General features: G+C 72.5%; 23 protein-coding genes. 8 read left to right on the top strand and 15 right to left on the bottom strand.

Annotated features, from left to right (window positions below; translation table 11 throughout):
* Nucleotides 1-109: 109 nt before the first annotated feature.
* Complete coding sequence (locus P696_RS0118750; protein ID WP_034485698.1) at nt 110-1,210, bottom strand: methyltransferase domain-containing protein; 1,101 nt, start codon at nt 1,208-1,210, stop codon at nt 110-112.
* A gap of 114 nt (nt 1,211-1,324) precedes the next feature.
* On the bottom strand, nt 1,325-1,720 hold the full coding sequence (locus P696_RS0118745; RefSeq protein WP_026413521.1) for a RidA family protein: 396 nt from the start codon (nt 1,718-1,720) through the stop codon (nt 1,325-1,327).
* A 107-nt stretch (nt 1,721-1,827) separates the two neighbouring features.
* On the opposite strand from P696_RS0118745, the gene P696_RS0118740 reads away from it, so the two are divergent.
* Nucleotides 1,828-2,796 (top strand): helix-turn-helix transcriptional regulator, encoded by a 969-nt coding sequence (locus tag P696_RS0118740; RefSeq protein ID WP_026413520.1) that lies wholly within the window; start codon nt 1,828-1,830, stop codon nt 2,794-2,796.
* A 12-nt stretch (nt 2,797-2,808) separates the two neighbouring features.
* Here P696_RS0118740 and P696_RS46585 read toward each other — a convergent pair whose 3' ends face one another.
* The 4 genes from P696_RS46585 to P696_RS0118720 all read right to left on the bottom strand — a co-directional run bounded on the left by P696_RS46585 (nt 2,809) and on the right by P696_RS0118720 (nt 7,465).
* Complete coding sequence (locus tag P696_RS46585) at nt 2,809-3,240, bottom strand: nitroreductase family protein (RefSeq protein ID WP_245627718.1); 432 nt, start codon at nt 3,238-3,240, stop codon at nt 2,809-2,811.
* Nucleotides 3,241-3,262: 22 nt separating this feature from the next.
* Entirely contained in the window at nt 3,263-4,747 is a 1,485-nt protein-coding gene (locus tag P696_RS46580) for an alpha/beta hydrolase (protein WP_064744062.1), read from the bottom strand.
* 142 nt (nt 4,748-4,889) lie between these two features.
* Nucleotides 4,890-6,443: an alpha/beta hydrolase gene (locus tag P696_RS46575; RefSeq protein ID WP_051467864.1), complete on the bottom strand. Its 1,554-nt coding sequence runs from the start codon at nt 6,441-6,443 to the stop codon at nt 4,890-4,892.
* Nucleotides 6,444-6,589: 146 nt separating this feature from the next.
* Nucleotides 6,590-7,465: an NAD(P)-dependent oxidoreductase gene (locus tag P696_RS0118720; protein WP_026413519.1), complete on the bottom strand. Its 876-nt coding sequence runs from the start codon at nt 7,463-7,465 to the stop codon at nt 6,590-6,592.
* An 83-nt stretch (nt 7,466-7,548) separates the two neighbouring features.
* Between P696_RS0118720 and P696_RS0118715 the strand changes: the two genes are divergently transcribed.
* The gene (locus tag P696_RS0118715; RefSeq protein ID WP_026413518.1) at nt 7,549-7,914 is read left to right on the top strand and encodes a MerR family transcriptional regulator; all 366 of its coding nucleotides are present in this window, start codon (nt 7,549-7,551) and stop codon (nt 7,912-7,914) included.
* Between the two features lie 37 nt (nt 7,915-7,951).
* Here the strand turns inward: P696_RS0118715 and P696_RS0118710 are convergent, their stop codons facing one another.
* The gene (locus P696_RS0118710) at nt 7,952-8,770 is read right to left on the bottom strand and encodes a class I SAM-dependent methyltransferase (RefSeq protein ID WP_026413517.1); all 819 of its coding nucleotides are present in this window, start codon (nt 8,768-8,770) and stop codon (nt 7,952-7,954) included.
* A 50-nt stretch (nt 8,771-8,820) separates the two neighbouring features.
* On the opposite strand from P696_RS0118710, the gene P696_RS0118705 reads away from it, so the two are divergent.
* Complete coding sequence (locus tag P696_RS0118705; RefSeq protein ID WP_084337756.1) at nt 8,821-9,396, top strand: TetR/AcrR family transcriptional regulator; 576 nt, start codon at nt 8,821-8,823, stop codon at nt 9,394-9,396.
* A 153-nt stretch (nt 9,397-9,549) separates the two neighbouring features.
* Here the strand turns inward: P696_RS0118705 and P696_RS0118700 are convergent, their stop codons facing one another.
* Both P696_RS0118700 and P696_RS0118695 read right to left on the bottom strand, forming a co-directional pair.
* Nucleotides 9,550-10,137 (bottom strand): DinB family protein, encoded by a 588-nt coding sequence (locus P696_RS0118700; protein ID WP_026413515.1) that lies wholly within the window; start codon nt 10,135-10,137, stop codon nt 9,550-9,552.
* A 229-nt stretch (nt 10,138-10,366) separates the two neighbouring features.
* On the bottom strand, nt 10,367-10,957 hold the full coding sequence (locus P696_RS0118695; RefSeq protein WP_026413514.1) for a DinB family protein: 591 nt from the start codon (nt 10,955-10,957) through the stop codon (nt 10,367-10,369).
* Between the two features lie 100 nt (nt 10,958-11,057).
* Here P696_RS0118695 and P696_RS0118690 point away from each other — a divergent pair, with 100 nt between their 5' ends.
* The 3 genes from P696_RS0118690 (at nt 11,058) to P696_RS52635 (ending at nt 13,886) form a co-directional block, all read left to right on the top strand.
* Entirely contained in the window at nt 11,058-11,807 is a 750-nt protein-coding gene (locus P696_RS0118690; RefSeq protein ID WP_026413513.1) for a hypothetical protein, read from the top strand.
* A 328-nt stretch (nt 11,808-12,135) separates the two neighbouring features.
* The gene (locus tag P696_RS46570; protein WP_051467863.1) at nt 12,136-12,729 is read left to right on the top strand and encodes an RNA polymerase sigma factor; all 594 of its coding nucleotides are present in this window, start codon (nt 12,136-12,138) and stop codon (nt 12,727-12,729) included.
* Between the two features lie 140 nt (nt 12,730-12,869).
* Nucleotides 12,870-13,886 carry a CU044_5270 family protein gene (locus P696_RS52635; RefSeq protein WP_026413512.1) on the top strand — a complete coding sequence of 339 codons (1,017 nt, stop codon included), beginning with the start codon at nt 12,870-12,872 and terminating at the stop codon, nt 13,884-13,886.
* Between the two features lie 238 nt (nt 13,887-14,124).
* On the opposite strand, the gene P696_RS46560 is transcribed toward P696_RS52635, so the two are convergent.
* The 6 genes from P696_RS46560 to P696_RS0118650 all read right to left on the bottom strand — a co-directional run bounded on the left by P696_RS46560 (nt 14,125) and on the right by P696_RS0118650 (nt 22,250).
* Nucleotides 14,125-15,528, bottom strand: coding sequence for a flavin-dependent oxidoreductase (locus P696_RS46560; protein WP_064744061.1), 1,404 nt, complete (start codon nt 15,526-15,528; stop codon nt 14,125-14,127).
* A 10-nt stretch (nt 15,529-15,538) separates the two neighbouring features.
* A complete protein-coding gene (locus P696_RS59350) occupies nt 15,539-17,686 on the bottom strand; it encodes an ABC transporter ATP-binding protein (protein ID WP_211245796.1) in 2,148 nt (715 codons plus the stop codon).
* A gap of 70 nt (nt 17,687-17,756) precedes the next feature.
* Entirely contained in the window at nt 17,757-19,385 is a 1,629-nt protein-coding gene (gene mdlC / locus P696_RS46550; RefSeq protein ID WP_034485696.1) for a benzoylformate decarboxylase, read from the bottom strand.
* Nucleotides 19,386-19,410: 25 nt separating this feature from the next.
* Complete coding sequence (locus P696_RS0118660; RefSeq protein WP_051467862.1) at nt 19,411-20,394, bottom strand: ABC transporter substrate-binding protein; 984 nt, start codon at nt 20,392-20,394, stop codon at nt 19,411-19,413.
* Between the two features lie 144 nt (nt 20,395-20,538).
* The gene (locus P696_RS0118655; protein WP_026413510.1) at nt 20,539-21,378 is read right to left on the bottom strand and encodes an ABC transporter permease; all 840 of its coding nucleotides are present in this window, start codon (nt 21,376-21,378) and stop codon (nt 20,539-20,541) included.
* The gene (locus P696_RS0118650) at nt 21,375-22,250 is read right to left on the bottom strand and encodes an ABC transporter permease (protein WP_245627717.1); all 876 of its coding nucleotides are present in this window, start codon (nt 22,248-22,250) and stop codon (nt 21,375-21,377) included. Before P696_RS0118650 ends, P696_RS0118655 begins: the two co-directional genes overlap by 4 nt.
* Nucleotides 22,251-23,076: 826 nt before the next feature.
* Between P696_RS0118650 and P696_RS46545 the strand changes: the two genes are divergently transcribed.
* Together P696_RS46545 and P696_RS0118640 are read left to right on the top strand one after the other, a co-directional pair.
* On the top strand, nt 23,077-26,532 hold the full coding sequence (locus P696_RS46545) for a sensor histidine kinase (protein ID WP_051467861.1): 3,456 nt from the start codon (nt 23,077-23,079) through the stop codon (nt 26,530-26,532).
* A complete protein-coding gene (locus P696_RS0118640) occupies nt 26,529-26,978 on the top strand; it encodes a roadblock/LC7 domain-containing protein (protein WP_026413508.1) in 450 nt (149 codons plus the stop codon). The genes P696_RS46545 and P696_RS0118640 overlap by 4 nt, the downstream gene beginning before the upstream one ends.
* Nucleotides 26,979-26,985: the final 7 nt, after the last annotated feature.

Genomic DNA, 26,985 nt, shown 5'->3' with positions numbered 1-26,985 from the left:
GTCCTCCGGCTGTCTGAGCGAGGCGTTCCTCTGTCTCGCTGCCGACGTTGCGGGTCTGCTTGCTCGTGCCGTCGCACATGGAGCAGAGCGTTTCCGTGCTTGCCCGTGGTCACGTCCTGACGGGGGTGTCGGGGGAGTCGAGCCATACGTACTGGCCGTCCGGGGTGACGGTGAGGCCGAACCGGTCAGGGCCGGGACGGTTCCAGGCGTTCCATCGGTGGACGGCATCCTCCAGTTCGTCCCAGAGGTCGCGTGGGCCGCGTTGCGTCACGTCCGCCTCGGGCGCGTCGGGCGGGAAGACCGCCAGTGCGTGCGAGTCGCCGTGCCGGACTGCGACGTGCAGGGTGCCGTCCGAGTGGGCGGCGGCGCGGCCCCGGACGTCCGGGAGGAGGCCCGCGATGGTCAGGGCCAGGCCCTCCGGGGCGGACGCGAAGTCGTGCGGATCGAGCGTGCTCACCGATTCGCGGGGCTCGCCGGTGATCGGGACCTCGGGTGGACGCTGGGCACGCATCAGCATGAATCCGGACGGCCCGTGGAAGCGTCCGGTCGCGACACCATCGACGACGGTCAGCCGCGCGACGTGACCCGTCTGCCACCCGGGCATCCACGGCAGCACGATCACGCCGCCGGGCTTCGACTGCCTGACCCACTCATACGGGATGCGCGTGACCCCGCACGTCACGTGGACGCGATCGTAGGGGGCGCGCTCGGGGTGTCCGAGCGCGCCGTCACCGACGATGACGGACGGCGCGAGTCCGACGCTCCGCAGGTTCGAACGGGCCCGCGCCGCGACGGCCGGGTCGATCTCGACGCTGACGACGTTGTCCGGACCGAGCCGCGCGGCGAGCAGACCCGCCGTCCAGCCCGTGCCGGTGCCGATTTCGAGGACGACGTCGCCCTTGTCGGCGGACAGCAGGTCGAGCATGGAGAAGACGAGGCTCGGAGCCGAGCACGAACTCGTCGCCACGGCGAACGGGGCAGCGGGCTTGTCCTCGATGTCGAGCACGCCGTCATCGAGCTGGACGGCGATGGCGGCGTTGGAGCGCACCGCGCGCCACCAGCCTTCGGGGTCGAGATCGCGATCGATCCACGACGTGGGACTGCCGGGCAGCACCCCGAGCAGAGCAACCGCCGGAACGAACCTCTCCCGAGGCACGGCACGGGCGGCCTCGGCCCACGCTTCTGCAACGTTCACCCCGTCGAAGTCCACCTGATCATTGTCTTCGCCGACCGGACAGCGAGCAAGCAGTCACCCACCGTTGTCACGAGAGGTGAACGCGGCAAAAGCAGCGCCGCCTCCGGTGGGGCCGAAGGCGGCAGGGGGTCAGGCGACGGCGGTGGCTTCTAGTTCGATCATGAGGGTGGGGATGGCCAGGCGGGTGACGCCGAGCATCGTGGTGGACGGGGCGACTCCGGCGGCGCCCAGGCGGGACGCGAGGACGCCGTAGTGCTCGAAGAGGCGGTCGACGTCGGTGGTGTAGACGTTGAGCCGGACGAGGTTCGCCAGGGACATTCCGGCCTCGGCGAGTACGGCCTCCAGGTTGTCGAGGCTCAGCGCCAGCTGCGCCGCCATGTCGTCGGCGTGCTGGGGCTTGCCGTCGGCGCTCATCGCGGTCTGCCCGGCGCAGTGGAGGGTCCGGGTCTCGCCGGAGACGAGTTCGCCCTGGTTGTAGCCCATCTCGACCGACCACGGCCACGGGTTGATCGCCGTTCGCGCCATTGTCATTTCAGCTCCGTTCGGTTCGGTGGCCGCCATCGCCGGCGACGTGGACAAGCCTCCCGGGGAATCACGACATCCTGTGTCATGTATTCGGATAGCGTTTTCGTATGCGCGCTGACCGGCTGGTTTCGCTGGTGCTGTTGCTGCGTCGGCACGGTCGGTTGACGGCGGAGACGCTGGCCCGCGAGTTGGAGGTGTCCACCCGTACCGTCCTGCGGGACATCGAGGCGCTGTCGGCGGCCGGGGTCCCGGTCTACGCCGAACGTGGACGGCACGGCGGGTTCTCGTTGCTGCCCGGGTTCCAGACCGAGCTCACCGGCCTGAACCATGACGAGGCGCTCGCCCTGCTGATCGCCGGGTCACGGCGGGGCGCGCAGGCGTTCGGCCTCGGCTCGGCGCTCGCGTCGGCGATGCTCAAGGTGGTCGACGCGCTGCCGGGAAGCCATCGGGACATCGCGTCCGACGCGGCCCAGCGGCTGCTCATCGACCCCGAGGCCGACCTCCTCTCGCGGCGGCAGGTCGCCGAGGAGGTGTCGGACGCCGTGATGGCCGAGGTCCGGCGCGCGGTGCTCGCCGGGAACAAGCTGCGCGTCCACTACGCGCCCTGGGACCAGGGCCCGGAATGGCGCACGGTCGACCCGATCGGCCTGGTCACCGTCCGCGACCAGGGCTACCTGCTGGCCACGCGGTCGGGCGCGGACCGCACCTACCGGCTGTCCCGGATCCTGGCCGCCGAGGAACTCGACGAACCCGCCGAGCGACCCGACCAGGTCGATCTGGGCCAGGCGTGGCAGGAGCGCAGCACGCGCTTCCGGGCCGGGGACGACCAGGTCAGCGTGTTGTTGCGGCTGAACCCGACGCGGCGGGAGGAGCTGGTGGGCACCGCGCTGGCCGTCCTCGCCGAGGAACCCGACGCGGACGGCTGGCTGCGGCTGGAGGTCACCTTCCAGGATCAAAGGCACGCCGAATGGGCGCTGTGGCAGCTCGGCGCGGGCGCGGAGGCCCTGACGCCGCAGTGGCTGCGCACCGCCCTGCGCGACCGCGCCGCCGCGCTCGCCGTCCGCTACGAGACCTGAGGACGGGGTCGTTCACCAGCGGTCCCAGCGGAGGACCTGGTCGCGGGGGACACGGGGCGCGGGCTTGAAGTCGGTGCCGATCGTGTAGGCGAGGGGGATGAACGCGGCGAGCATGACGTCCTTGTAGGGGACGCCCAGTGTGGCGGCGAGTTCGCGTTCCAGTGGTCCTTGGGCGTTGGTCCATGTGGTGCCGAGGCCGCGGGCGCGGGCGGCGAGCATGAAGCTCCACGCCGCGGGCAGGATGGAGCCCCATGTGCCGGACTGGACTGCCGCGGAGGCGCGGTCGGTGCGTCCTTCGATGGCGGGGATGACGAACGCCGGGACGCGGTGGATGTTCTCGGTCAGGTGCCGCAGCCCGTCGAACACGCCCTGGGTGGAGCGCGGCGAGTGGTTCATGCGGCGGATGTCGTCCTTGGTCAGCGGCTGAGCCCTGAGGGCGGCCACCGCACCGGCCGCCCTCGGGGGGCTACGCGCCGCAGGTGGAGGTGGTGGGAAGGACGCCCGTGATGAGGTAGTTCGTCTGCTCGGTGCGGGCGCAGGCGGAGTTGAGGAACGTGGTGTGGCCCGCGATGTCGGCGACGAGCAGGTGGCTGCCGGGGATCTCGCGGTGCAGGCCCTCCGCCCAGACCAGCGGGGTGGACGGGTCGTACCGGGTGCTGGTGATCAGGATCGGCGGCGTGCCGGTGATCCGCTGCGGGGCCCACGGGTCGGACGCCGGGACGGGCCAGGACGCGCACAGGTCGGTCAACATCCACGCCTCGGACGCGCCGCCGGTGTGCGGGGCGATCGCGCGGGCGTGCGCGAGGCGGGACGCGGCGTCGGCGTAGCCGCGTAGCTGCGGCGGGAAGCTCTGGCAGCCGATGGCCGCGTAGGAGTCCTGCGTCTGACCGATGGCGGAGTTGTCCGCGAGGACGGACGCGTCGCCCGCTCGTGCGCGCGCGATGCCGTCGCCCAGCAGCGGCCAGGTCGAGGGGATCACGGTGGACGAGCTGATCAGCAGGAGATTCGGCAGGACCAGCTGGATCGCCTGGTCGTCCACCGTCGTCGCGCCGCCCGTGGCTTTCGGGGCGGGGATCGGCGTGCGGGCGGCGCGGGCGACCAGGTCGTCCCAGACCTTGACGACGTCCTGCCCGTGCAGCGCGCACGACGTGGACGCCGAACACCACGCGGCGAACCGTCCGAACACGTCGGACAGCGCCGACGCCTCGTCGTAGAGGAAGTCACGTGGGCTGACGGCGTGGTCCATCGCGCCGTCCAGCACCATCGTGCTGATGCGTTGCGGGAACAGGCGGGCGTAGGTCGAGCCCAGGTACGTACCGTAGGAAAGTCCCAGGTAGCTGACCTTCTTCTCGTTGAGCGCGGTACGGATCGCGTCCATGTCGCGAGCCGCGCTGACGGTGTCGACGTTGGCGATCAGGCCGGGCGCGGAGTTCTTGATGCAGGACGTCCCATAGGTCCTGCTCTGCCGACGCACCGAGGCGAACTGGGCGGATGAGTTCGGGAAGGCGGGGACCTTGGCGGACAGGCCGGGCTCGTCGCACTTCACGGCGGTGCTCGCGCCGACGCCGCGCGGGTCGAAGCCGATGATGTCGAACCGGTTCTGGAGCGGGGACGGCATGATCGCGCGTCCGGCTTCGGCGATCAGCTCGGCGCCGGGGCCGCCGGGGCCGCCGAAGTTGACCAGCAGGCTTCCGAGGCGGTGCTCCTGGTCGAGCGCGGGTAGGCGGGACAGGCGCAGCGTGATCGTCCGTCCGCGCGGATCGGCCCAGGACAGCGGAACCCTGATGTCCGCGCACTGCGGCGGGTTGGGCCCTGGCCCGGCGTCAGGGCACGGGCCCCAGACGGGCGCGGCGGACGGCGCGGCGAGCACCGGTTCCGAGAGCGAGAGGGCCGTCGCGGAGGCCGCGGTCAGCCCCGCGACGGCGAGTGTCACCAGACGTGATCTCCTCATGCGACGGACGCTACAGAGCCCGCCCCGCCCCGCTCATCCCTCCTCGGGCGTATAGGCGATCAGCTCCTGGGATGAGCCGACCCCGTATCCGGCGGAGGGCGTGACCGAAGCGGGGGCGGCCGGTGGTGGCCGCCCCTCGGGGCTAGACGCCGCAGGTCGGGATGGTCGGGAGTTTGCCGGTGATGAGGTATTTCGTCTCCTCGGCGCGGGCGCAGGCGGAGTTGGTGAAGCCGAGGTGGCCGGTGACGTTCGCGACGAGCAGGCGGCTGCCGGGGATCTGGCGGTGCAGGCCCCGGGCCCAGACAAGCGGGGTGGACGGGTCGTACCGGGTGCTGACGACCAGCGTCGGCGGGACGCCGGTGATCTTCTGCGGGGCCCACGGGTTGGACGCGTGGAGCGGCCAGGACGCGCACGCGGCCGTCACGAGCCACGCCCCGGACGCGCCGCCGGTGTGCGGGGAGAGCGCGCGGGCCCGCTTCAGCCGGGCGGCGATGTCGGCGTAGCCGTTGAGCTGGGGCGGGAGGTCCTGGCAGCTGATCGCGGTGAAGGCGTCCTGGGGTGTTCCGGCCATGGAGTTGTCGGAGAGGAGCGACGCGTCCCCGGCTCGTGCGCGCGCGATGCCCTCGCCCAAGGTCGGCCAGGACGACGGAATCAGCGTGGACGCCGGGCCGGTGACCAGCAGGTTCGGCAGGGCCATCCGGATCACCGCGTCGTTCGCCGTGCGTTCGCCGACGGTGGCGTTCGGGGCGGGGATCGGCGTGCGGGCGGCGCGGGCGAGCAGGTCGTCCCAGAGCTTGAGGACGTCTTGACCGTGCAGCGTGCAGGAGGCCGACGCCGAGCACCACGCGGCGAACCGGCTGAACACGCGCGACGTCGAGGACGCCTCCTGGTAGAGGAGGTCGCGCGGCGTGATGGTGTGGTCCACGGCGCCGTCCAGTGCCATCGTGCGGACGCGGTCCGGGTACAGGCGGGCGTAGGTCTGCGTGATGAGCGTCCCGTAGGAGAGCGCCAGGAAGTTGAGCTTCTTCTCCCCGAGGGCCGTGCGGACGACGTCCATGTCGCGGGCCACGCTGACGGTGTCGACGTTGGCGACCAGGCCGGGCGCTGAGTTCTCGACGCAGGACGTTCCGTAGGCCGCGCTCTGCCGCTGCAGCGACGCGAACTGCGCGGGGGAGTTCGGGAAGACCGGCACCGTGGACGGCAGGGCGGGGCCGGTGCACTTCACGGCTGTGCTCGCACCGATGCCGCGCGGGTCCACGCCGACGATGTCGAACCGCTTCTGGAGCTCGGCGGGGATCAGCGCCCGTCCCTGTTGGGCGGTCAACTCTGCGGACGGCTCGCCGGGCCCTCCCAGGACGAACAGCAGCGTCCCGAGCCGGTGCTGCGGATCGAGCGCGGGGAGACGGGACATGCGCAGCGAGACAGGCCGTCCGTGCGGATCAGCCCACGACACCGGGACCTTGATGTCCGCGCACTGCGCCGCAGCGCCGGGCTCGGGACATGCGCTCCACTCGGGCGCGGCCACAACGGACGGCGCGGCCGACGCGACGCCCGGCAGTGACGCGGCCGACGGCGCGGCCGACGCGACGCCCGGCAGTGACGCGGCCGACGGCGCGGCGGACGCGATGCCCGGCAGCGACGCGGCGGTCGCGACCAGTGCGGCGACACCGCCTGTGAACCAACGTGGATTCCTCATGCTCAGGACGCTAGGCGGGCCGTCCGCGGCGGCTCATCCTCCAGCGGACCGAACCCGCCCTGAGGCGACGGCGGTAGCCGCGCCCCTGGAACGGCCTGACCTGGGACGCGCTACTGCCGCCGCAGCAGCCTGCCTGAGCCCGAGGTTCAGGGCTTGGCGAACTGTTCGACGAGGACGGCGTAGCCCTCGTCGCCGTGTCCCTTGGCGACGGCGCGTCCGGCGATGGCCTTGATGAGGTTCGGCAGCTCGGCGCTGACACCGAGGGACTCGCTGGCCTCGACGAGGTGGTGCATCGCGGCGACGTGCCCGTCGAGCGTGGAGTCCAGGACGGGGTACTCGCCGTCGTCCACCTGCCGCGCGTAGCCGGTGAGCCAGGCCGCGACGGTCTCGACGCCCTTGACGGCGATCGGGGCGAAGGCGGTGGCGTCCACGCCCGCGGCCCTGAGCAGCGCGGATCCGTGCAGGAAGCCGTTCAGCATGTTCCACATCAGGCTCAGCGCGGCCATCTCGTGGAGCGGGGTGAGGGTGTGGTCGTCGCCGAGGTGCCGCGCCCCGGATCCGAGGCTCAGCAGCGTCGGCTCGTGCGCGTCGTAGGCGGAGCGGGGGCCGCTGTGGACGATCCAGGCGTCCCCGCCGACGGCGTCCGGCGCGGCCATGATCGCTCCGTCGAGGTAGGCGGCGCCCCGGCTCTCCGCCCAGGCCGCCATGTCGCGCGCCGCGTCCACCGTCCCGGACGTGAGGTTCACCAGGACGCGTCCCTCCCAGTCGTCCGGCGTGTCTTCGAGCAGGCCGCGGACGGCCGTGTAGTCCGTGACGCACACGACCACCAGCGGACTCGCCGCCACGGCCTCGGCCGCCGAAGCGGCCTGCGTGGCCCCTTGCGCGACGAGTCCGTCGGCCTTCGACGCCGTCCGGTTCCAGACGGTCGTCGGATGCCCGGCGCGCAGGAACGCCGAGGCCAGCGCCTGCCCCATCAGCCCCAGGCCGATGACGGTGACCGGTGCCTTGTCGTGGTTGTTCATGATTCCGTCCTTCGCTCGTGGCTCGTTGCCCGTGGCAGAATCCTGAACGTTCACACCGGTATGAAGGTCAAGGGGGACGAACCGTGCGGATCGGTGAGCTGAGCCGGAAGACCGGGGTGAACTCGCACCAGCTGCGCTACTACGAGACGCAGGGCCTGCTGAAGCCGGAGCGCGGGCCGAACGGCTACCGCGAGTACGGCCCCGGGACCGTCCTGGTCGTGACGCAGATCCGGCGGCTGCTCGCGGCCGGGCTCTCCACGCAGGACATCGGGTACATCCTGCCCTGCGCCACCGGCCCGGACGTGGAGGTGGAGCCGTGCGCCGAACTCATCGACATGCTCCGCGCCCGGCTGGACGGCCTGGACGACCGCATCGACACGCTCTCCCGCACCCGCGCGTCCCTCAGCGACTTCATCACCGCCACCGAACGCCACCCCGCACCCGCCTGAGCGCGGGGGCTGGGCGGTCGCGGGGGGTCGCCTTAGGTCATGTGCGGACGGCGACCAGGGCGTGGGTGGTGAAGTGCATGGTGAAGGAGCCGCCCAGGGCGTCGACGGCGTCTCCGAGACCGTCCAGGAGGTCCTGCATCTTCGGCGCGGGGATGCGCGGGGCGATGCCGGTGGTCGGGATGTGGTCGAGCCACTCGTCGCGCGTGTAGCGGAGCTCCCAGGCGTACTCCCACGTCTCGGGCTCGGCGAAGGCGGACGTCGCTCGGATGCCGTCGGACGCCTTGTCCACGATGGACGCGTGCCCGCTCGCGGCGGCCTGCGGACGGGTGAAGGCCGCCAGTTCGGGGACGACGCGCGCGTAGACGGCCGCGAACGCCTCGGCGGCCTCCGGCTCGGGGTCGAAGATGTGCCAGAACGCGGCGAGCACGCCGCCGCGGCGCAGGACCTCGGCGGCCTTCGCCGCTGCGGTGTCCGGCTCCAGCCAGTGCCAGGTCGTCGCGGACACGACGGCGTCGAACGTCCGGCCCGACGCGTCCCACTCCTCGAACCTGGCGACCTCGACGTCCAGGCCGCGCGAGCGGGCGAGGTCGGCCATGCGCGCGTCCACGTCCACGCCGAGCACCGCGCAGCCCGCCGCCTGGAACTGGCGGGACGCGATGCCGGTGCCGCAGCCCACGTCGAGGACGTCGCGTCCGGGCGCGGCGGCGACGATCCGGTCGATCAGGGCCTGCGGGTAGGAGGGGCGGGCGCGGTCGTAGCGCGCGGCGGCCGAGCCGAACGACTCGGCCATGTCGCGGGCCTCGTGCGCCTCGCCTCCTTCGAGGGGACGGGGGCTTCCGGAGGGTAGAGTGGGCATGCGCCCACATTAGTGGGCACATGCCCACTCGACAAGGAGGACGACGAAGCATGCCTACCGGGGTGGCCCTCCGCGATCCGCGCGAGCAGCTGTTCGAGGCCGCCGAGCGCGTCCTGCTGCGGGACGGCCCGAGCGCCCTGACCAGCCGCGCCGTCACCACGGAGGCCGGGGTCGCCAAGGGCGTCCTGCACCGGCACTTCACCGACTTCGACGACTTCCTCGCGGGACTCGTCGAGGACCGGGTGCGCCGCGTCGAGGCTCAGCGCGGCGACCTGGTCGCGGCGGCCGGGACGGGCGAGGTGATCGACATCCTCACCGGCGCGCTCACCGACCTGTTCAGCCCGGTGGTCGTCGCGATGGTCGCGCTCGTCACCTCGCGGGACGGCCTGCGCGCCCGGCTGCGCGCCGCCGGACACCCCGGGCTCCCGGTGCTGACCCACGGCGCGGACATGATCACCGCCTACCTGGAGGCGGAACGCGCCGCCGGGCGGATCGCCCCGGGCGCGAGCGCCGAGATGCTCGCGCTGATGCTCATCGGCAGCGCGCACATGCACTTCACCAGCGGAGACGGCGGCGGCGAGACCATCCGCGAGATCGTCTCCACCACCGTCGTCCTGGCCGCCTGACCCCGGACCGGGAGACGGCCGCAAGACCGAGACCCGAACACCGCCGAGGCGTCCACAAGGCGCGTTCACGACGGTCTCCTGGAAGGTGACCGCCCAGGTCTGCTTGACGAGCGCGAAGCACCGCCGAGGCGGCCACAAGCGCCGCTGAGGCGGCTACGAGGCGGCGGTTCTGGCGGCCTGTTCCAGGGTGTTCCGGTACTCGTCCCACCACTTCGCGTCGCTCTCGGGCATGTTCTCCCGGCCGAGGCGCATCCCGACGGTGTTGTCGATGAGTTCGCGGACGATGTCGGCGTGCCCGGCGTGGCGGTGCGTCTCGACGGCGACGTGGACGATGATCTGGTCGAGCGTGACGTCCGCGCGCTCGTCCGGCCACCAGGCGACCCGGCCCGGGGCGTCCAGGGGGAGTTCGGCGATCGTGGCGTCCGAGAACGCGCGGACCCGCTCGTACAGGGCGAGGATGTCGGCGCGCGACTCGTCCGGGGTGGCCCACATGTCGGCGTTCTTCTCGGCGGTGTCGTCCATCCACGGCAGGTGCTCGGGGAAGGCACGCCCGAAGGTCTCGCCGAAGTAGACCGACTCGACCCCGGCCAGGTGCTTCACCAGGCCCAGGAGATTGGTCCCTGTCGGTGTCATGGGACGCCGGACGTCGTACTCGGACAGCCCTTCCAGCTTCCAGAGCATGGCCTCGCGCCCGAAGTCGAGGTACTGGCGCAGGTGGGTCTTGGTGTCTGGTTTCGTCATGCGCACAGTCTGGCGAACGGCGCGCCCCCGGCGAACCGATTAACCCGCCCGGCGAATCGATCAACGAACCCCACGAGCCGGTCACCGACCCCCGCGAGCCGGTCACCCGCTCCCGCGAGCTGGTCAACGGCTCCCGCGAGCCGGTCAACGGCCCCGCGAGCCGATTGACGGGCACCGGCGAACCAATTGACGGCTCGCGGCGAACCGATTGACGGCTCGCGCGAAGCGGTCAACGGCCGCCGCCGGACGCCTCCCTGGCGACGCGTTCCAGTTTCTCGCGGTGGCGGGCCCACCAGGCGGCGTCGCCCTCGGCCATGTTGGCGCCGTCCGCGCGCTGGCCGGTCGAGCCGTCCACCAGCTCGCGGACGATGTCGGCGTGCCCGACGTGCCGGTGCGTCTCGCCGATCACGTGGACGAGGACGCGGTGCAGCGTCTGCTCCGGCCGGGTCCCCCAGGGGACGCGTCCGACCGCGTCCAGGTCCAGGTCGGCGATCGTCGCGTCCGAGTGCCGCCACACCGCGCGGTAGCCGTCGAGGATCTCCTCCCGCGACTCGTCGGCGGTCGCCCAGAGGTCGGCGTTCGGCTCGGCGTCACCGGCGAACCAGAGGGCGGGGCCCTCGACCGGCCGTCCGAAGGTCGTGCCGAAGTAGGCCGCCTCCGCGCCCGTCAGGTGCTTGACCAGGCCGAGCAGGTTCGTCCCGGTCGGGGTCAGCGGACGCCGGACGTCGTACTCCGGCAGGCCGTCCAGCTTCCAGACCAGGGCGTCCCGGGCGTCCTGGAGGTAGAGCAGCAGGTCGGCCTTGGCATCGAACGCGATCATGACGGTCATTCTGGCGGCGGTCGGGCGTGCGGGGCGAACTCGGCCGATCTGAGTACTTGAGCGGATGTGCGGCGGCGTCACGGGGACCGATCATGGGCGTGTGCGTCGATTCACGCCCCTCGCGGGCCTCCTCCTGTTCGCGCCCGTGCTCGCCTCGGGGTGCGGGCTCATGCCGTCCGCCGAGGACAAGGCCGCCTCGGTGGCCCGTGACAGGGCGGGCAGGATGGCGTTCGTCCTGCGCACCTCGACCTCGCTCGAGCGCGCCGAGGACCTCGGCCGCCGCGCGTCCGAACTGAACAACGCCGAGGTCATGAAGGTGACCGGGACGTCCACGCGCGACCGCGGCGGCGTGCAGATCATCGTCCGGGTCGAGGGGCGGTCATCGACGTTCGACAACCAGGACATCGTGGTGAAGCGGTGCTTCGAGATCGGCTTCGACCACCGCACGGACGACCAGGGGGCTCCGCCGCAGGTCGAGTGCCCGGCCGGCGCGCCGCTCAAGTTCGGCCCGTGGCCGAAGGGGGCCGCGCTGCCCTCCGAGGCCCGGCTGCGCAAGGCCGTCCCGGCCGTCCCGAAGGGTGGCCGGGCGGACGAGGCGAAGATCCGCGCCGCCGTCGCCGGGATGCGCCTCGACCCCAGGATCACGGCCGACTACCTGACCGTCGGCGACACGGTGGGCGTCTCGCTGACCGCTGCGCCGCTCTACACGAACACCGCGCTCGACTGCGTCCTCGTGCGCGTCGCGCCAGGAAAGACGTCCGTGTTCGTCCCGTCCAGAATCCAGCGCATGCCCGGTGAGGGCGGATGCGGCCCGGCCAACGCCGTCAACCCCCTCCCACCCCCGCACTGACCACTGCCCCCCCCGCGCGCCGACCGCCCGGCGCTGACCGCTGGCGCTGACCGCTGGCGCTGACCGCTGGCGCTGACCGTCCGCGCGCTGACCGTTCCGCGCTGCACGCCCCGCGCGCTGACCCCCGCGCCGACTGTCCCGCGCTGCACGCCCCGCACTGACCGCGCCGCGCGGATGGTCCGCGCGCTGACGGCTCTGGCCGAGTGTGTGCGCTGACCGTCGCTGGGGGTGCGGTGTCCGTGAACCTGATCGGGGGGTGCGGGCGACAACGGGTGTGCGAACCTCGACAACGACCCGAGAGGGACGTCATGATCCACGGGACACGCTCATGACGCCCGCCCCCAGACCCGTCCCGGCGACGGCCTCCGCGCACGCCGAGGACCTCGACGACGCCGCGCTGATCGGACGCTCGCTGGACGAGCCCGAGTGGTTCGCGGTGCTGTTCGACCGGCACGGCGCGCGGATCCACGACTACGCGGCGCGGCGGCTCGGCGTCCAGGCGGCCGAGGACCTCACGGCGGAGGTGTTCTACACCGCGTTCCGCCGCCGCGCCGCCTACGACCGCGAGTACACGAACGCGCGCCCCTGGCTGTACGGGATCGCCAGCCGGCTCATCGCGCGTCACCGCAGGTCCGAGGAGCGGTACCTGCGGGCGCTGCGGCGCACCGGCGTGGACCCGCTGCCCGCGCCCGAGGACGAGGCCGTGGTCGAACGCGTCGCGGCGCAGGCGGAGCGGCGGCTCGCGGGGGCCGTCGCGAAGCTGAACCCGGGCGACCGGGACGTCCTGCTGCTGGTCGCGTGGGGCGACCTGACCTACGAGGAGGTGGCGTCCGCGCTGGAGGTGCCGCTCGGGACCGTCCGGTCGCGGCTGTTCAGGGCCCGCCGCAAGGTGCGCGCCGCACTGGAGGAGGACGCCCGATGAACGACAACGACGCGACTGGGGGTGGACGGCCGGTGAGCGGCAGCGATGCGACTGGAGGTGGACGGAAGGTGAGCGGCAGCGACGCGGCTGGAGGTAGGCGCTCGGTGAGCGGCAGCGGTGCGGTTGGAGGTGGGCGGCCGATGAATGACGTCCACGCTCTGCACGACCCTGAGGCTTCGCGGGAGCTTGACGTGCTGCGTGGGCTGCGCGGGGACATGCCGCCGATGGACGAGTCCGTCCGGGACGGCATCCGCGCCAACCTGCTCACCCTCGCCGACGACGACGCGATGCCGTTGGGCGCACCGCGTGTGCCGCGCACGCGGAAGGAGCGGCGGGCCGTCCTGCCGATCGCCGCCGCGGTGCTGCTGACCGTCGGGATCGGCGCGGGCATCGCCGTCGTTCGGGACACCGGCGGCGGGCACTCCGGCGTCCAGGCGGGGACGTACCGGACACCGGGCATGCACCAGTGGGTGTACACGCGTACCTTCCAGGCGGCCGGTTTCGACATGAACACCTGGTACAAGGGCGTCGACCCCGCCACGTCGGAGACCAGCGAGATGTGGCGGCGCGTGGACGGCCAGGGGCAGGCCAGCCTCGACCGGAACGGAAAGCTGAGCGTTCGCGTCATTGACTCGAAGGCGAAGGGCGGGGTGCCTCTGGTCATGCCCACGGAACTGACCAACCGGATTGCGGAATACGAGAAGTTCCCCACCGACCCCGACGCCCTCCTCCGGCGCCTCACCACCAAACAAAAGCTCCGTCCGGTGAAGCGCACCATCCCCGGGAACGGGTCGTTCTCGATCATCGGCGGGAGTGGCCCGACCGGCTTCGAAGCCGTCCGGGAGATGCTCCGGTACCCGCTGCCCCCCGGACTTCAGAAGGCCCTCTACCAGGTCCTGCCGCGGATTCCGGGTGTCGTGGTCCGGCCCGGGATCACCGACTTCGCCGGACGCCGCGGCGTCGGCTTCAGCTTCACCACCCAGGGCGGCGACCGGAACACCCTGATCATCGATCCGGTGACCTACCGGTACCTGGGGATCGTCGAGGACGCCGTCGCCGACTACCGCAGCGGCGGCAGCCTGGTAAGGAAGGGGACCCTGCTGCTCAGCGACGCGGTGGTCGAATGCAAGATCGTGAACGAGGCAGGACAGCGCTGATCGCGCCGTTCCGGCAGGCCCGGGGGAGTCGCCGTCGCCGGTGCGCGTGGTCCGGTGACCGTTCTCCAGGCCACGCGCTCCTCGGCGGTCAGGACGTCCTCGATGCGGGCCAAGCCGTCCGCTGCGCCTTCTGCGACGAGGTCGGGAAGACGCGCCTCGAAAGGCTGTCGGTAACGACGAACCCCCGCTGCGGCGTAGGGCGCGCGGGGGTTTCGGGCAGAGAACTCGCCGGTTGCGGTCAGCTCTTTTCTGGGGCCGCCGGCCCGGTCCCGGCCCCCGCCGACGCCGATCCAGCGTCCGCCGACGCCGATCCAGCATCCGGCGATGCCGATCCAGCCGCCAGTCCTGATTCGGGTTCCGGCGGTGCCGAGTTGGGGGCTGCGATTCGGGCCAGGGTGTACGAGGGACGGTCGTTCAGTGCCGCGACGTCCAGGAAGGATGTCTGCCGGTACGCGGCCGTGATGGACTCCAGCTCGTGCGGGGACAGGACGTCCTCGATGCTGTGGAAGCCGTGCGGCGCCCGCTGCTCCACGGTGTGCAGGACGCGGTCGGCGGGCATGTCCCGGCACGCCAGCACGATCGAGTTGACCGTCTCCCTGCGGGCCGCCTCGTACTGCGCCAGCCCCTCGTCCGGGTCGCCCGCGCGGGCCAGCTCGTAGGCCAGCGACCGCGCGTCCAGGACGGCCTGGGAGCCGCCGTTGGAACCGATCGGGTACATCGGGTGGGCGGCGTCGCCGAGCATCGTGACGCGTCCGTGCGTCCAGCGCGGCAGCGGGTCCCGGTCCACCATCGGGTACTCGAGGATCTCGGCCGTGCCCTGGAGCATCGCGGGGACGTCCAGCCAGTCCCACGTCCAGTCGGCGAAGTGCGGGAGCAGGTCGGACAGCCTCCCGGCGCGGTTCCAGTCGGCCTTCCCGGCCGTCTCGCCCGGCGCCCTCACCTCGGCGACCCAGTTGAGCAGGGCGTTCCCGTGCGCGCGCTCGTGCCGCGCCGAGATCGGGTACACCACGAGCTTGGCCGTGGCGTTGCAGCCCGCGACCAGCATCGTCCGGCCGTCCAGGAACGGCCCGCCCGGCGTGACGCCGCGCCACATCCGGATCCCGTTCCAGATCGGCGCGCCCTCGTCCGGGTACAGCGTCCTGCGGACGGTCGAGTGCAGGCCGTCCGCGCCGACCAGCACATCGGCCTCGACGGTCTCCTCCGCGCCGGACGCGCGGTCCCGCAGCGTCGCGCGCACGACGTCGCCGACCTGCTCGAACCCGACCAGCGCGGTCCCGGTGCGGACGCGATCCTCGCCGAGCCGCTCCAGGACGGCGTCCAGCAGCGCCATCTGCAGCTCGCCCCGGTGGATCGAGTACTGCGGCCAGCGGTAGCCGAGCGCCGTGCCGCGCGGCTCGGCCCAGATCAGCCCGCCGTGCCGGTCGTGGTGCACCATCTGCGACGTCGGGATGCCCAGGTCGGCGAGGTCGTCGCCGAGCCCGAGCTCGGTCAGCTCCCGCACCGCGTGCGGCAGCAGGTTGATGCCGACGCCCAGCGGACGCGGCACGACCGCCTCGACCAGGGTCGCCGTGATGCCGTTGGCGTGCAGGGCGAGCGCCGCGGTCAGCCCGCCGACGCCCGCCCCCGCCACCAGGACGTGCACTGTCCGCGCCCTACTTGGACGACCGTCGCCGCGAGCGCGTGGCCGTCTGCGTGGCGGCGCTCTTCCCCCGCGGCCTGCGGGCCGTCGCCGCGGCCTCCTTCACGGGCTCCCCGGCGGCCTTCTCCGGCGTCTCGGCCTTCTCGGCCTTCTCCGCGTCCTCCTTGGAGTCCTCCTTCGCGAGCTCGCCCGCATCCTCGGAGGTCTCCTCGGAGTCCTTGCCGGACGCGTCGGACTCGTCCGCCTTTTCGTCCGTGCCGGTCTTGGCTTCCGCGTCGGCCTTCTGCTCGTCCGCGTCCGTGACCTCGACCTTGGACTTGGCGTCGGCCGCCGCGTCCTCGGCCTTGTCAGCGGCCTCGCCCTTGTCGTCCTCGGCCTTGTCGGCGGTGGCTTCGTCGGCCTTCGCGCTCCCGGCCTCGTCCTTCGCGGCTTCGGCGTCGACGTCGGCCTTCGCCATCTCGGCGGCGGCCTTCTCGGCCTTCGCCTTCGCGCGACCGCGCCAGCGGCTCCGTGTGCCCTCGGCCTTGGCGACGTCCTTGGCTTCCTCGACCTCGGCCTTCGCGTCGGTCTTGGTCTCCTCAGCCTCCGACTTCGCGTCGGCCACGGCTTCCTTCGCCTTGGCCTTCACGTCTTCGGCTTCGGCCTTGGCGTCGGCCTTGGTCTCGTTGGCTTCGACCTTCGCGCTGTCGGCCTTGGCCTTTGCGCGTCCGCGCCTGCGGCTCCGTGTGCCCTCGGTCTTGGCTTCCTCGGCCTCGGCCTTCGCGTCGGTCTTGGTTTCTTCGGCCTCGGCGGTCGCCTCGACCTTGGTTTCCTCAGCCTCCGACTTCGCGTCGGCCACGGCTTCCTTCGCCTTGGCCTTCACGTCTTCGGCTTCGGCCTTGACGTCGTTCTTCGTCTCGTCCGCCTCGGCCTTCGCGCTGTCGGCCTCCGCCTCCGCCTCGGGCTTGGCCTCGGCTTCGGCGGTGGCCTTCTCGACCTTGGCCTTCGCGCGTCCCCGCCTGCGGGTCCGCGTGCCCTCGGCCTTGGCGACGTCCTTGGTCTCCTCGGCCTCGGCCTTCGCGTCGGTCTTGGTCTCCTCGGCCTCCGACTTGGCGTCGGCCTCGGCGTCGTTCGCGGTGGCCTTCACGTCTTCGGCTTCGGCCTTGACGTCGTTCTTCGTCTCGTCGGCCTCGGCCTCTGCGCCGTCGGCGCCGGCCTCCGCCTCGGGCTTGGCTTCGGTCTCGGCGGTGGCCTTCTCGGCCTTGGCCTTCGCGCGTCCGCGCCTGCGGGTCCGCGTGCCCTCGGCCTCGGCCTTCGCGTCGGTCTTGGTCTCCTCGGCCTCGGCGGTCGCCTCGACCTTGGTCTCCTCAACCTCCGGCGTCGCGTCGGCCTCGGCGGTCTTCCCGGCGTCGGCGTCGGCGGCGGTCGCGGTGGCGGCGCCGCGGACGAAGCGTCCGACCTCGGCGCGCAGGCGGATGAACTCGGGGTCCGCGCGGGTCTCGATCTGGTCGCGCTCGGCGGGCAGGCCGACGGGGAGGTCGGCCCGGACGCGCGCCGGGGACTTGCCGAGGACCACGACGCGGTCGCCGACGTAGACGCTCTCGTCGATGTCGTGGGTGACCAGGAGGATGGTCATCTTCTGCGAGCGGTGCAGGGCGAGGACCAGGTCCTCCAGGTCCTCGCGGGTCTGGGCGTCGACCGCGCCGAACGGCTCGTCCATCAGCAGCAGGGACGGCTTGTACGCCAGGGCCCGCGCGATCGCGACGCGCTGCTGCATGCCGCCGGACAGCTGCCAGTGGTACTTGCGGCCCGCGTTCTCCAGGCCGACCTCGGCGAGGGCGGTCTCCGCGGCCTCGCGGCGCTCGGACCGGGACAGGCCCTTGCGCTTCAGCGGCAACGCCACGTTGTCGCGGACGGTCATCCAGGGGAACAGCGAGCGGCTGTAGTCCTGGAACACCACGGCGAGGTCGTCCGGGACGCCGTGGACGGGCGCGCCGTTGAGGGTGACCGTGCCGCCGGACGGCTGGATCAGCCCGGCGATGCAGCGCAGCAGCGTGGACTTGCCGCAGCCGGACGGGCCGACGAGGCTGACCAGCGAGCCGTCCTCGACGGTCAGATCGAGGCCGTCGATCGCCGTGTGCCCGTCGGCATAGGAATGAGTGAGGTCGGCTATCTCGAGCACGAGCGTCCTCTTCTCGGAGTCGTTGGGTGAGGACCGGGGCCGCCCGCGGGACGGGCGGCCCCGGTGCGTGTCACTGGGCCCAGGGCTGGTACATCGGGGTGTTGTCCGAGGCCACCGTGACGTCGAGCAGGTGCGGCCCGTCGGCGGTCAGGGACTCCTCCAGGGCCTTGTCGAGCTCGTCCGGCGAGGAGAGCCGCCGGCCCGGGACGCCGAGGCCGGCCGCGACCGTGGCGATGTCCAGCTCGGGGATGTCGGAGCCCGGCGGGTTCTGCATGCCGAGCCGCCGCCCGAGCGCCTTGACCGCGCCGTACCCGCTGTTGTTCAGGATGACGATCGTCAGCGGCACGTTGTGCTGCGCCGCCGTCCACAGGGCCTGGATCGAGTACATCATCGAGCCGTCGCCGATGACCAGGGTGATGCGCTCGCCCGACCCCGACTGCGCGGCCTGCAGCGCCCGGCCGACCGCGACCGGGAGGCCCCAGCCGAGGGCGCCGCTGCCGGTGGTGAGGAAGCCGCCGGACCGGTTGATCGGGACGCGCGCGTGGAACGCGTCCCGGTAGCTCGGCACCTCCTCCACGATCACGGTGCCCTCGGGCAGCGCCGCCCGGAGCCGGTCGAGGACGAGGCCGACGTCCATCGGGTCGGTCGCGACCGGCGTCGCGGGCAGGGCCCGCGGCTCCGGCGCGGTGCGGCCGAGCCGGTCGGCGGCCTCGTCGTCGATCAGCCCGAGCAGGGCCGTCACCGCGGGCTTCACCGTGGTGAGCAGGCTCGTCCCGGTCGGCGCCCACGCGGTCTGCTTGGGATCGCAGTCCAGGTGGAACAGCCGCGCGTCCGCCGGGACGAACGGACCCTCGCCGTGCACGTGGTAGGCGAACACCTGCGCGCCGAGGACCACGATCAGGTCGTGCTCGGCGAGCCGCCCGACGATGTGCTCGCGGACCGGCGGCAGGAAGCCGCGGAACAGCGGGTGCGTCTCGTCGAACCCGGACCGGCCCGACAGCGGCGCGATCCACACGTGCGAGCGGGTCCGCTCGGCCAGCTCGACGACCTCGGGCATGGCCCGCTCGTCGTCCACGCCGGACCCGACGACCAGCACCGGGTTGCGGGCGGTGTTCAGCGCCTCGGCGAGGTTGCCGAGGGCCTCGGGCGACGCGGTGAAGTCACCGTGGACCTCGCGCGCCTCGACCGGCTCGGCCGGCTTGTCCCAGTCGTCCTCCGGGATGGAGAGGAAGACCGGGCCGCGCGGGTGCGTCATCGCGATCCGGTGCGCCTCGGCCAGCGCGACCGGGACGTCCTCGGCGCGCGCGGGCTGGATGCTGGACTTGACGTACGGGCGCGGGAACTCGGCGGGCTCGTCGGCGCCGAGGAACGGGCGGTACGGCAGCATCGCCCGTCCCTGCTGGCCCGCGATGATCACGACGGGCACGCGGTCCCGGTAGGCGTTGAAGACCGCTCCGAGCGAGTGGCCCACGCCGCCCGCGGAGTGCAGGCTGGCGAGCGCCGCCCGGCCGGTGCCGAGGGCGTGCCCGGCGGCGGCCGCGACCGCGACCGTCTCCTGGAGGGCCAGGACGTACTCGAAGTCTTCGGGCCAGTCGGTGAACATCTTCAGCTCGGTCGAGCCCGGGTTGCCGAAGATGGTCGTCATGCCCGCCCGACGGCAGTAGTCGTAGAAGGCGTCTCGGACCGTGTATTCCGTCATGACGGAGATGTGCCTTTCCGCTAGCTCAGGACTGCGCGTTGAACAGCAGCGACTTGATGTCCGGCTTCTGCTTGAGCAGCTTGGCCGCCGTCATCAGGTCGACGACCCGCTGGAGTCGCGTCTCGTTGTTGGAGGTGGGGTAGCCCGGCAGCGTGATGACCGGGGCGACCTGCGGCGGGATGTGGGCGTAGCCGGGCAGCACCTGCTCGACCTGCTTGCGGTCGCTCGCGGCGATGGCCTGCGCCTTGAGGATGGCGCGCTGGAAGGCGGCGGCCACCTTGGGGTTCTTGGAGACGAACTCCTGGGTGGAGACGTAGCCGGAGATCGGCATGTCCTTCACCGGCTCGCTGCCGCCGTCCACGACGACGCGGTCGCCGTTGCTCTTCTGCGCGTCGGAGAGGAACGGCTCGACCATGTGCGCCGCGTCCACGTCGCCCTTGTCGAGCGTCTGGGCCATCGTCGGGAACGCGACCTTCACGTACTTGACCTTGGTGGGGTCGACGTTCTTGGAGCGCAGGATGGCGTCCAGCGTCAGGCTCTGGATGTTCTGCGGGATGTTGACCGCGACGGTCTTGCCCTCGAGGTCCTTCGGCTCCTTGATCGGGGAGTTCGACTTGACCACGACGTTCATCATGTTCGAGGTCAGCGTCGCGCCCTCGCTGAGGATCTTCAGGTGCAGGGCGCCCTGGTCGTTGGCCTGGAGGAAGCTGACGTAGTTCGCGCCGGCGATGACGTCGACGTCGCCCTTCTTCAGCGCGGGCATCGCCAGGATGGACTGCTGCACCGGCTTGACGGTGACCTTCAGGCCCTCGGCCTCGAAGTACTTCTTGGACTGCGCGATGTAGAGCGCGGCACCGTCCACCAGGGGAAGGGAGGCGACGGTGATCTTTCCGCCGTGCTCCAGGCCCTTGCCCTTGGCGTCGTTGTCGTCCCCGCCGCAGGCGGCGAGAGAGGACCCGGCGAGCGCGAAGCCCGCCACAGCGGCGGTGAGTCGACGAAGCGACCGCATGTGTACTCCTAGATGGGTGCGGGGGAGGGGGCTAACGGGGTCTCGGGGGAGCGGCGGGGGGACGGGGGACAGGGGTGCCGGGAGGGCGGACCGGACCGGTGGTGCGGCCCGGGACGCCCGTCCCGGCGGACGCGGCGCGGCGGCTCAGATCTCGATGCGGCGGGCGGCCAGGTGCCAGGCCAGCGCGCGCCGCTCGACGGCGGTGAGCACCGCGTTGAGGATGTACCCGAGGATGCCGAGCAACACGACGATCGCCCACACTGTGGGCAGGTCGGACTCGGCCTGCGCGTTGCTCAGCTCGAAGCCGAGTCCGTCGCGGGTGCCGGGCAGCAGCTCCGAGAAGACCATGAGGATCAGCGACAGCGACAGCGACAGCCGCAGGCCGGCGAAGATCTTCGGCAGCGCCGAGGGGATGATCAGCCTGCGCAGCCGCGCGAGGGGCGACAGGCGGAACACGCGGGCCGACTCGACCTGGAGCGGGTCCACGGTGCGGGCGCCGTCGGCGGTGTTGATGAGCACCGGCCACACCGCGCTGAACACGATCGAGGTGACCTGCATCGTCGAGCCGATGTGCATCAGCACCATGAACAGCGGCACCAGCGCGGGCGGCGGGATCGCGCGGACGAACTGGAACACCGGGTCCACGTAGGCGTACACCCGCTCGGACCGTCCGAGCAGCATTCCGAGCACCGCTCCGAGGAGCGCCGACAGCGCGAACGCCACGGCCATCCGGGCGAGGCTGGGAAGGATGTTCCCGGTGGCCTCCTTGTTGAGGAAGAGCCGGTCCGCCCCGGCGGTGAACCACATGTGGTGCATCTGCTGGAGGATCTTGGACGGCGGCGGGAAGAACGTGTCGTGCGCGGCGCGCGCGCCCCACTCCCACAGCCCGGCCGCGAGCGCGAACACCAGCCAGCGGTCCAGGACCGCGCGCAGTGCCCGCCAGGCGAGTCCGCGACGCGGACGTCCGGTCGCTACGGCGGTCATCGGCCCTCCCGGAAGTGCCAGTGGAACAGCCGCCGCTCGCCGAGCATGAGCAGGACGTTCACGATCAGGCCGAGGCAGCCGGCCCAGACCGTCCCGGCGAGGACGTCCTCGGTGCCGCCGAGCGCGATGGCGGCCTGGCCGATGAAGTTGCCGAGGCCCTCGCCGAACCCGGACAGCACCTCGGTGCCGACCGCGAGGATCAGCGCGATCGAGGCGGCCAGCCGGACGCCGGTGTAGATGAACGGCGCGGCGGCGGGCAGCACGGCGCGCCACAGGATCGCCAGCGGGCCGAAGCCGAACGCGCGCAGCGTCTCCTTGGCGAGCGGGTCCACGTCGCGCAGCCCGTAGAGGGTGTTGAACAGCACCGGCCACACGGCGGCGTAGGTGATCAGCGTGACCTTCATCTCGAGGCCCGAGCCGAGGATCAGCCCGACCAGCGGGATCAGCGCCACCGACGGGATCGGCCGCAGGAACTCCACCAGCGCGCGCGCCGCGGTGTTCACGTACGGCACGGTGCCGAACAGCAGGCCCAGCGGGACGGCGATGACGATCGCCAGCAGCATGCCGAGGCCCCAGGCTTCGAGCGTCGCCTTCAGCTGGACGAACACGAAGTCGTGGTCGCGGGCCAGTTCCGCCGCGCGCGAGAGGACCTTGGACGCCGGCGGGAAGTTCTCCTCGCTGACCAGGTGCGCGCGCCCGAGCGCCTCCAGGGCGCCGACCGTGACGAGGACTCCGACCAGACCGCGGACGAACCGGCCACGGCGGGTCATCCCGCCGGATCCGGAACCGCGGCGGCGGGTGCGGCGGCGGGCCGCACGAGCGGGAGCGGCGGTCGCGGTGTCGGCCGAGGAGAGATCAGCGGCGGCCGTCATCGGCCCGCCGTCCTCGCCGAGACGTCCGCCGAGGACGGTCCGGCTACGCGTTCGACCAGTCCAGCGCCGACGTCGACGCCTGTAACACTGGTCCCAGGGCCGGTTCCGGCGTTATCACGCCTCGACCGATTCATCTCGTTCCTTCGGTACTCGGAGGGGGCGGCGGGCGGTGCGGCCAGGGGGGTGGGCACCGGCGCCGTGTGCCGATCGAGCTGGTTTTACTTGATCGACAGCGGTCGGACCATATCGCAAACAGGTGGGTATCGCCGCAACCCTCTTCCGCCTTCTTAGCTGGTCGAACAGTTGTTCGATTAGTGCCTTCCGGGGCTCCGGCGAGGGTGGCGGGAATGGGAGGGAAAACCGTTGGGGGGAGGGGCTCGCGGCGCCGCGCATTGACGTCCCGGGCGACTCGCGGCGGGTCTTCCCGGGCGCGATCTCCTACTCGGAGTAACGGAGCCGGGGCGCTCGGTGTGGGTTCGTTCGGGTGCTTTGTCCTGGGACATAAAGGCAGAAATCGGACATACTGCACACGTTTCGCAAGGTCAGCCCGCGAAGATCGCCAAGTTGTGCTTCTCTTTGCGGCGATTCCCCTAATGTGCTGCAATGTCGGGCGCAGCGGAGGGCGTCCCGCGGTGGCGCGTGTCGAAAGCGCCCCGCTCGCCGGTCGCGTCCGCCACTGGCGCCTGGACTCCGGCGTCCGCGGACCGGACGGCCGTGAACGGCACAGTAAGTGAGAGGGTGTAAACGCCAAGTGCGCAATCGAGCGGGCGATCCGGCATCGGAGGCCCTGCCGGACGAAGGCCCCCGGGCAGGGGGCTCCCGGGCCGTGCCCGGCGACCGCCCCGTCAACGGGGAGCGGTCCGAGGCTGGTGCGGCTCCGGAGAGCCCGGCCACCGCGAGCGTCCCGGCGCCGGACGGCCGTGGCGGCGGGAGCAGGTTCAAGCCGTCGAACTGGCGCGTGCCGGTCCGGCTGGTCGCCCTGATCCTCATCCCGACCGCCGTCGCCGTCGTCCTCGGCGGGCTGCGGGTCCTCAGCGCCCAGCAGGACGCGAGCGACTACGCCAAGGTCGAGCGGATGGCGGAACTGGGCGGCAGCGTCACCGACCTGGCCCACGAGCTCGGCACCGAGCGCGACCTGTCCGCGGGTTACATCGCCGCCGGACGGCCCGCCGGCGGCAAGGCCCCCGTCACCCAGCAGTACGCCAAGGTGGACCGGGTCGCCGCGGAGGTGCGCAAGCGCGCCAGGACCGTCGTCTCGTCCGACGGCGAGAACGACGTCCGCGCCCTGAACACCCGCCTCGAGGGACTCGCCGCGCTGCGCCAGCTCACCTCGGCGCGTGTCCCGGCCGACACGGTGACCACCAAGTACACCGAGATGCTCGGCGAGGTCATCGCCTACCTCGACGGCATCTCCACCGCCACCAACGACCCCGGGCTCACCACCGACACCCGAGCCCTCGCCGCGCTCAGCCGCGCCACCGAGCAGGCGTCCCTGCAGCGCGCGGTCCTGCTCACCGGCCTCGGCACCGGCCGCCTCAACACCGACGGCCTGCGGGGCCTGCTCGACGCCCGCGCCCAGATGGACGGCGACCTGGCCAACTTCCGCACCGCGGCCCACCTGTCCCAGCGGCAGCTCTACGACGACACCGTCATCGGCCCCGACGTCGACCGCGCCGCCGAGTACCGCGAGCGCGCGCTCACCGAGAGCCTGCGCGGCGGCAAGCTGCGGCTGATCCGCGGCGGCGGCGACAGCGAGGCGTGGCGCAAGGCCATGACCGGCACCGTCGACAAGATGTACTCGGTGCAGCGCAAGATGGTGGACGGCATCATCGCCTCCGCCGGGCAGCGCAAGAGCGACGCCCAGCAGTCGGTGATGGTGCAGGGCGCGGTCGTCGCCGGCGTCCTCATCGCGGTCCTGCTGTTCACCCTCGGCGTCGCCCGCTCGCTGGTCCGCCCGCTGCGCCGCCTGAAGGACGGCGCGCTGGAGATCGCCGGCACCCGGCTGCCCGGCCTGGTCGACCGGCTCCGCGACCCGGAGGCCGCCGCCCAGGGCATCGAGGTCGAGCCGATCGATGTCAACTCCACCGACGAGATCGGCCAGGTGGCCCGCGCGTTCGACGAGGTCCACCGCGAGGCGGTGCGGCTCGCGGCCGACGAGGCCGTCCTGCGAGGCAACATCAACGCGATGTTCGTCAACCTCTCGCGCCGCAGCCAGACCCTCATCGAGCGCCAGCTGCAGCTCATCGAGGAGCTGGAGCAGAGCGAGCGCGACGAGGAGCAGCTGGCGAACCTGTTCCGCCTGGACCACCTCGCCACCCGCATGCGCCGCAACAACGAGAACCTGCTGGTCCTCGGCGGCCAGGACCAGGCCCGCCGGTGGACCCAGCCGGTCCCGTTCATCGACGTCGTCCGCGCCTCCCTGTCGGAGGTCGAGCAGTACGAGCGGGTCGAGGTCCGCGTGCACGGCGACATGACCGTCGCCGGGCCCGTCGTCAACGACCTCGTCCACCTGCTCGCGGAGCTGGTCGAGAACGCCACCGTCTTCTCCGACGGACGCACCCGTGTCACCGTCTCCGGCCAGCGGCTCAGCGGCGGCGGCGCGATGCTCCAGATCACCGACAACGGCGTGGGCATGACCGCCGACGAGCTCGAGCAGGCCAACTGGCGCCTGGCGAACCCGCCGGTCATCGACTTCTCCGCGGCCCGCCGCATGGGCCTGTTCGTGGTCGGCCGCCTCGCCATCCGGCACGGCATCCGGGTGGAACTGCGCATGGCGCAGGGCGGCGGCCTCACCGCGTTCGTCATGCTGCCCGACCACGTCGTCAGCCCCGCGGACAACGCCGGCGTCGGCACCCGCGGCGGCGGCGCGGCCCAGATCGAGGGCGCGGCCGTCCCGGCGCTCGCCGCCCCGACCGCGACCGTCGTGGAGGAGCGCCCCGGCGCCGCCCAGGACGACGGATACCCGGCCCGTCCGGACGCCGACGGCTTCGGCTCGTCGCGCTTCGGCGAGAACGGCGCCCGCTTCGAGGGACGGCACGGCCGCCGCTTCGGCGACACCGGCCCGCAGCCCGTCTTCGGGGGCACCGGCGACCAGCGCGACCTCGGCGCGACCGGCGTGAACGGCGCGACCGGCGTGAACGGCCTGGGACACGCCAACGGCGACCTCACCGAGACCCGGATGGACGGCCCCGTGGGCGGTTCCTCCGCGCGTCCGCCCGCGCCGCGCGCCGACCAGGAGGACCCGACCCGCAGCACCACCTCCGGCCTGCCCGTGCGCCGTCCCGGCGCGCAGCTGCCCGGCGTGGGGAGCGGGGCCTCGGACGACGTCTTCCAGCCCGCCGACCGCGGCGGCCAGGACCAGCGCGGCGCGTCGACGCCCGGCGCGTCCGGCCAGTGGCCCGGCGACCCGGCCGACCGTCCTTCCACAGACCGTACGCAGCACGACCGGTCCGCCCCGGCGGACCGGAACCCCGCCGAGCCGTACGCCGGAGACCCCGGCCACACGGCACCGCTGCCGCCACGCTCCGAGAACCCCGAGCCGGCCCCGGCCCGCCGCGCGTTCTCGTGGGACACCGGCCCCGTCAGCGCCATCCCGGAGGAACCGAACATCCCGGAGGACGCCATTCCGGAGCAGACCAACCGGCCTCAGGCCCAGCCCCCGGCCAGGCAGCCGCGCGCGGACGCGTCGCACGCCGCGCAGCCGCCCGCCCCCGCCGCGCCCCCGGCCCCCCGCGCGAACCGCGCCGCCGAGGCCGGACCGCCGGCCTCGCCCGGGCGGCCCGGCCGCCCGCCCCGCTCGCCGATCTTCGAGGCGATGCAGTCGGAGTGGTTCCAGCGCGGCGCCGAGCCGAACCCCGACGCCGACCCGGTGCGGGGCTGGAAGGCCGCCGGCGACGAGGGCTTCCAGGCCGTCGAGGCGCTGCGCGAGCCCGTCCAGGGCAAGAAGACCGACGCGGGGCTGCCCAAGCGGGTCCCCGGCCGCAACCGCGTTCCCGGCGCCATCGGCGCCCGGAACGGCGCGAACGGTGCCCAGCCGGCCGCCGGCGGCGCGGCCCAGGCGCCCGCCCCGCAGCAGGGCCTCGGCCCCGCGCGGGCGGCCGACGGACCGCCCGCGGACACGGTGCGCAACCGGTTCGCGAGCCTGCAGCGTGGCGTCCAGCGGGGACGCACCGAGACCCGTGGCGCGACCCCCGACCTGCCCGGAGCGGGGTCTGCGGACAGCGGTACCACAGGTGAAGATCCGTCGCACAGGAGCGGCGGAGAGACAGGAGGCACGCGGTGAGCGGGCAGGATCTCAACTGGTTGGTGACGAACTTCGCGGACCGTGTCCCGAAGGTCGCGCACGCCGTGGTGGTCTCCTCCGACGGATTGCCGATGGCGTACTCGGCGGGCTTCCCGCCGGAGCGCGCCGACCAGCTGTCGGCGATCGCCTCGGGGCTGATGAGCCTCACCCAGGGCGCGGCGAAGATCTTCGACGCCGGCGGGGTGAACCAGACCGTCGTGGAGATGGACCGCGGACTGCTGTTCGTGATGTCCATCGCCAACGGGGCGGTGTTCGCGGTGCTGGCCGCGCCGGACTGCGACCTGGGCCTGGTGGCCTACGAGATGACGCTCCTGGTCGAGCGCGTGGGTCGTGTGCTGACCCCCGCGCTGCGCACCGCCGAGCAGCAGCCCCCCTACGCCGGTCACCCGGGGTCGGGCATGGGCGCCGGGCCGGCCCGGTACTAGCGGACCC

It is taken from the genome of Actinomadura oligospora ATCC 43269 (genome assembly GCF_000518265.1).
GTDB lineage: Bacteria > Actinomycetota > Actinomycetes > Streptosporangiales > Streptosporangiaceae > Spirillospora > Spirillospora oligospora.
The sequence above is the reverse complement of the archived record's forward strand: the minus strand, read 5'-3'. Positions and strand labels throughout refer to the sequence as shown.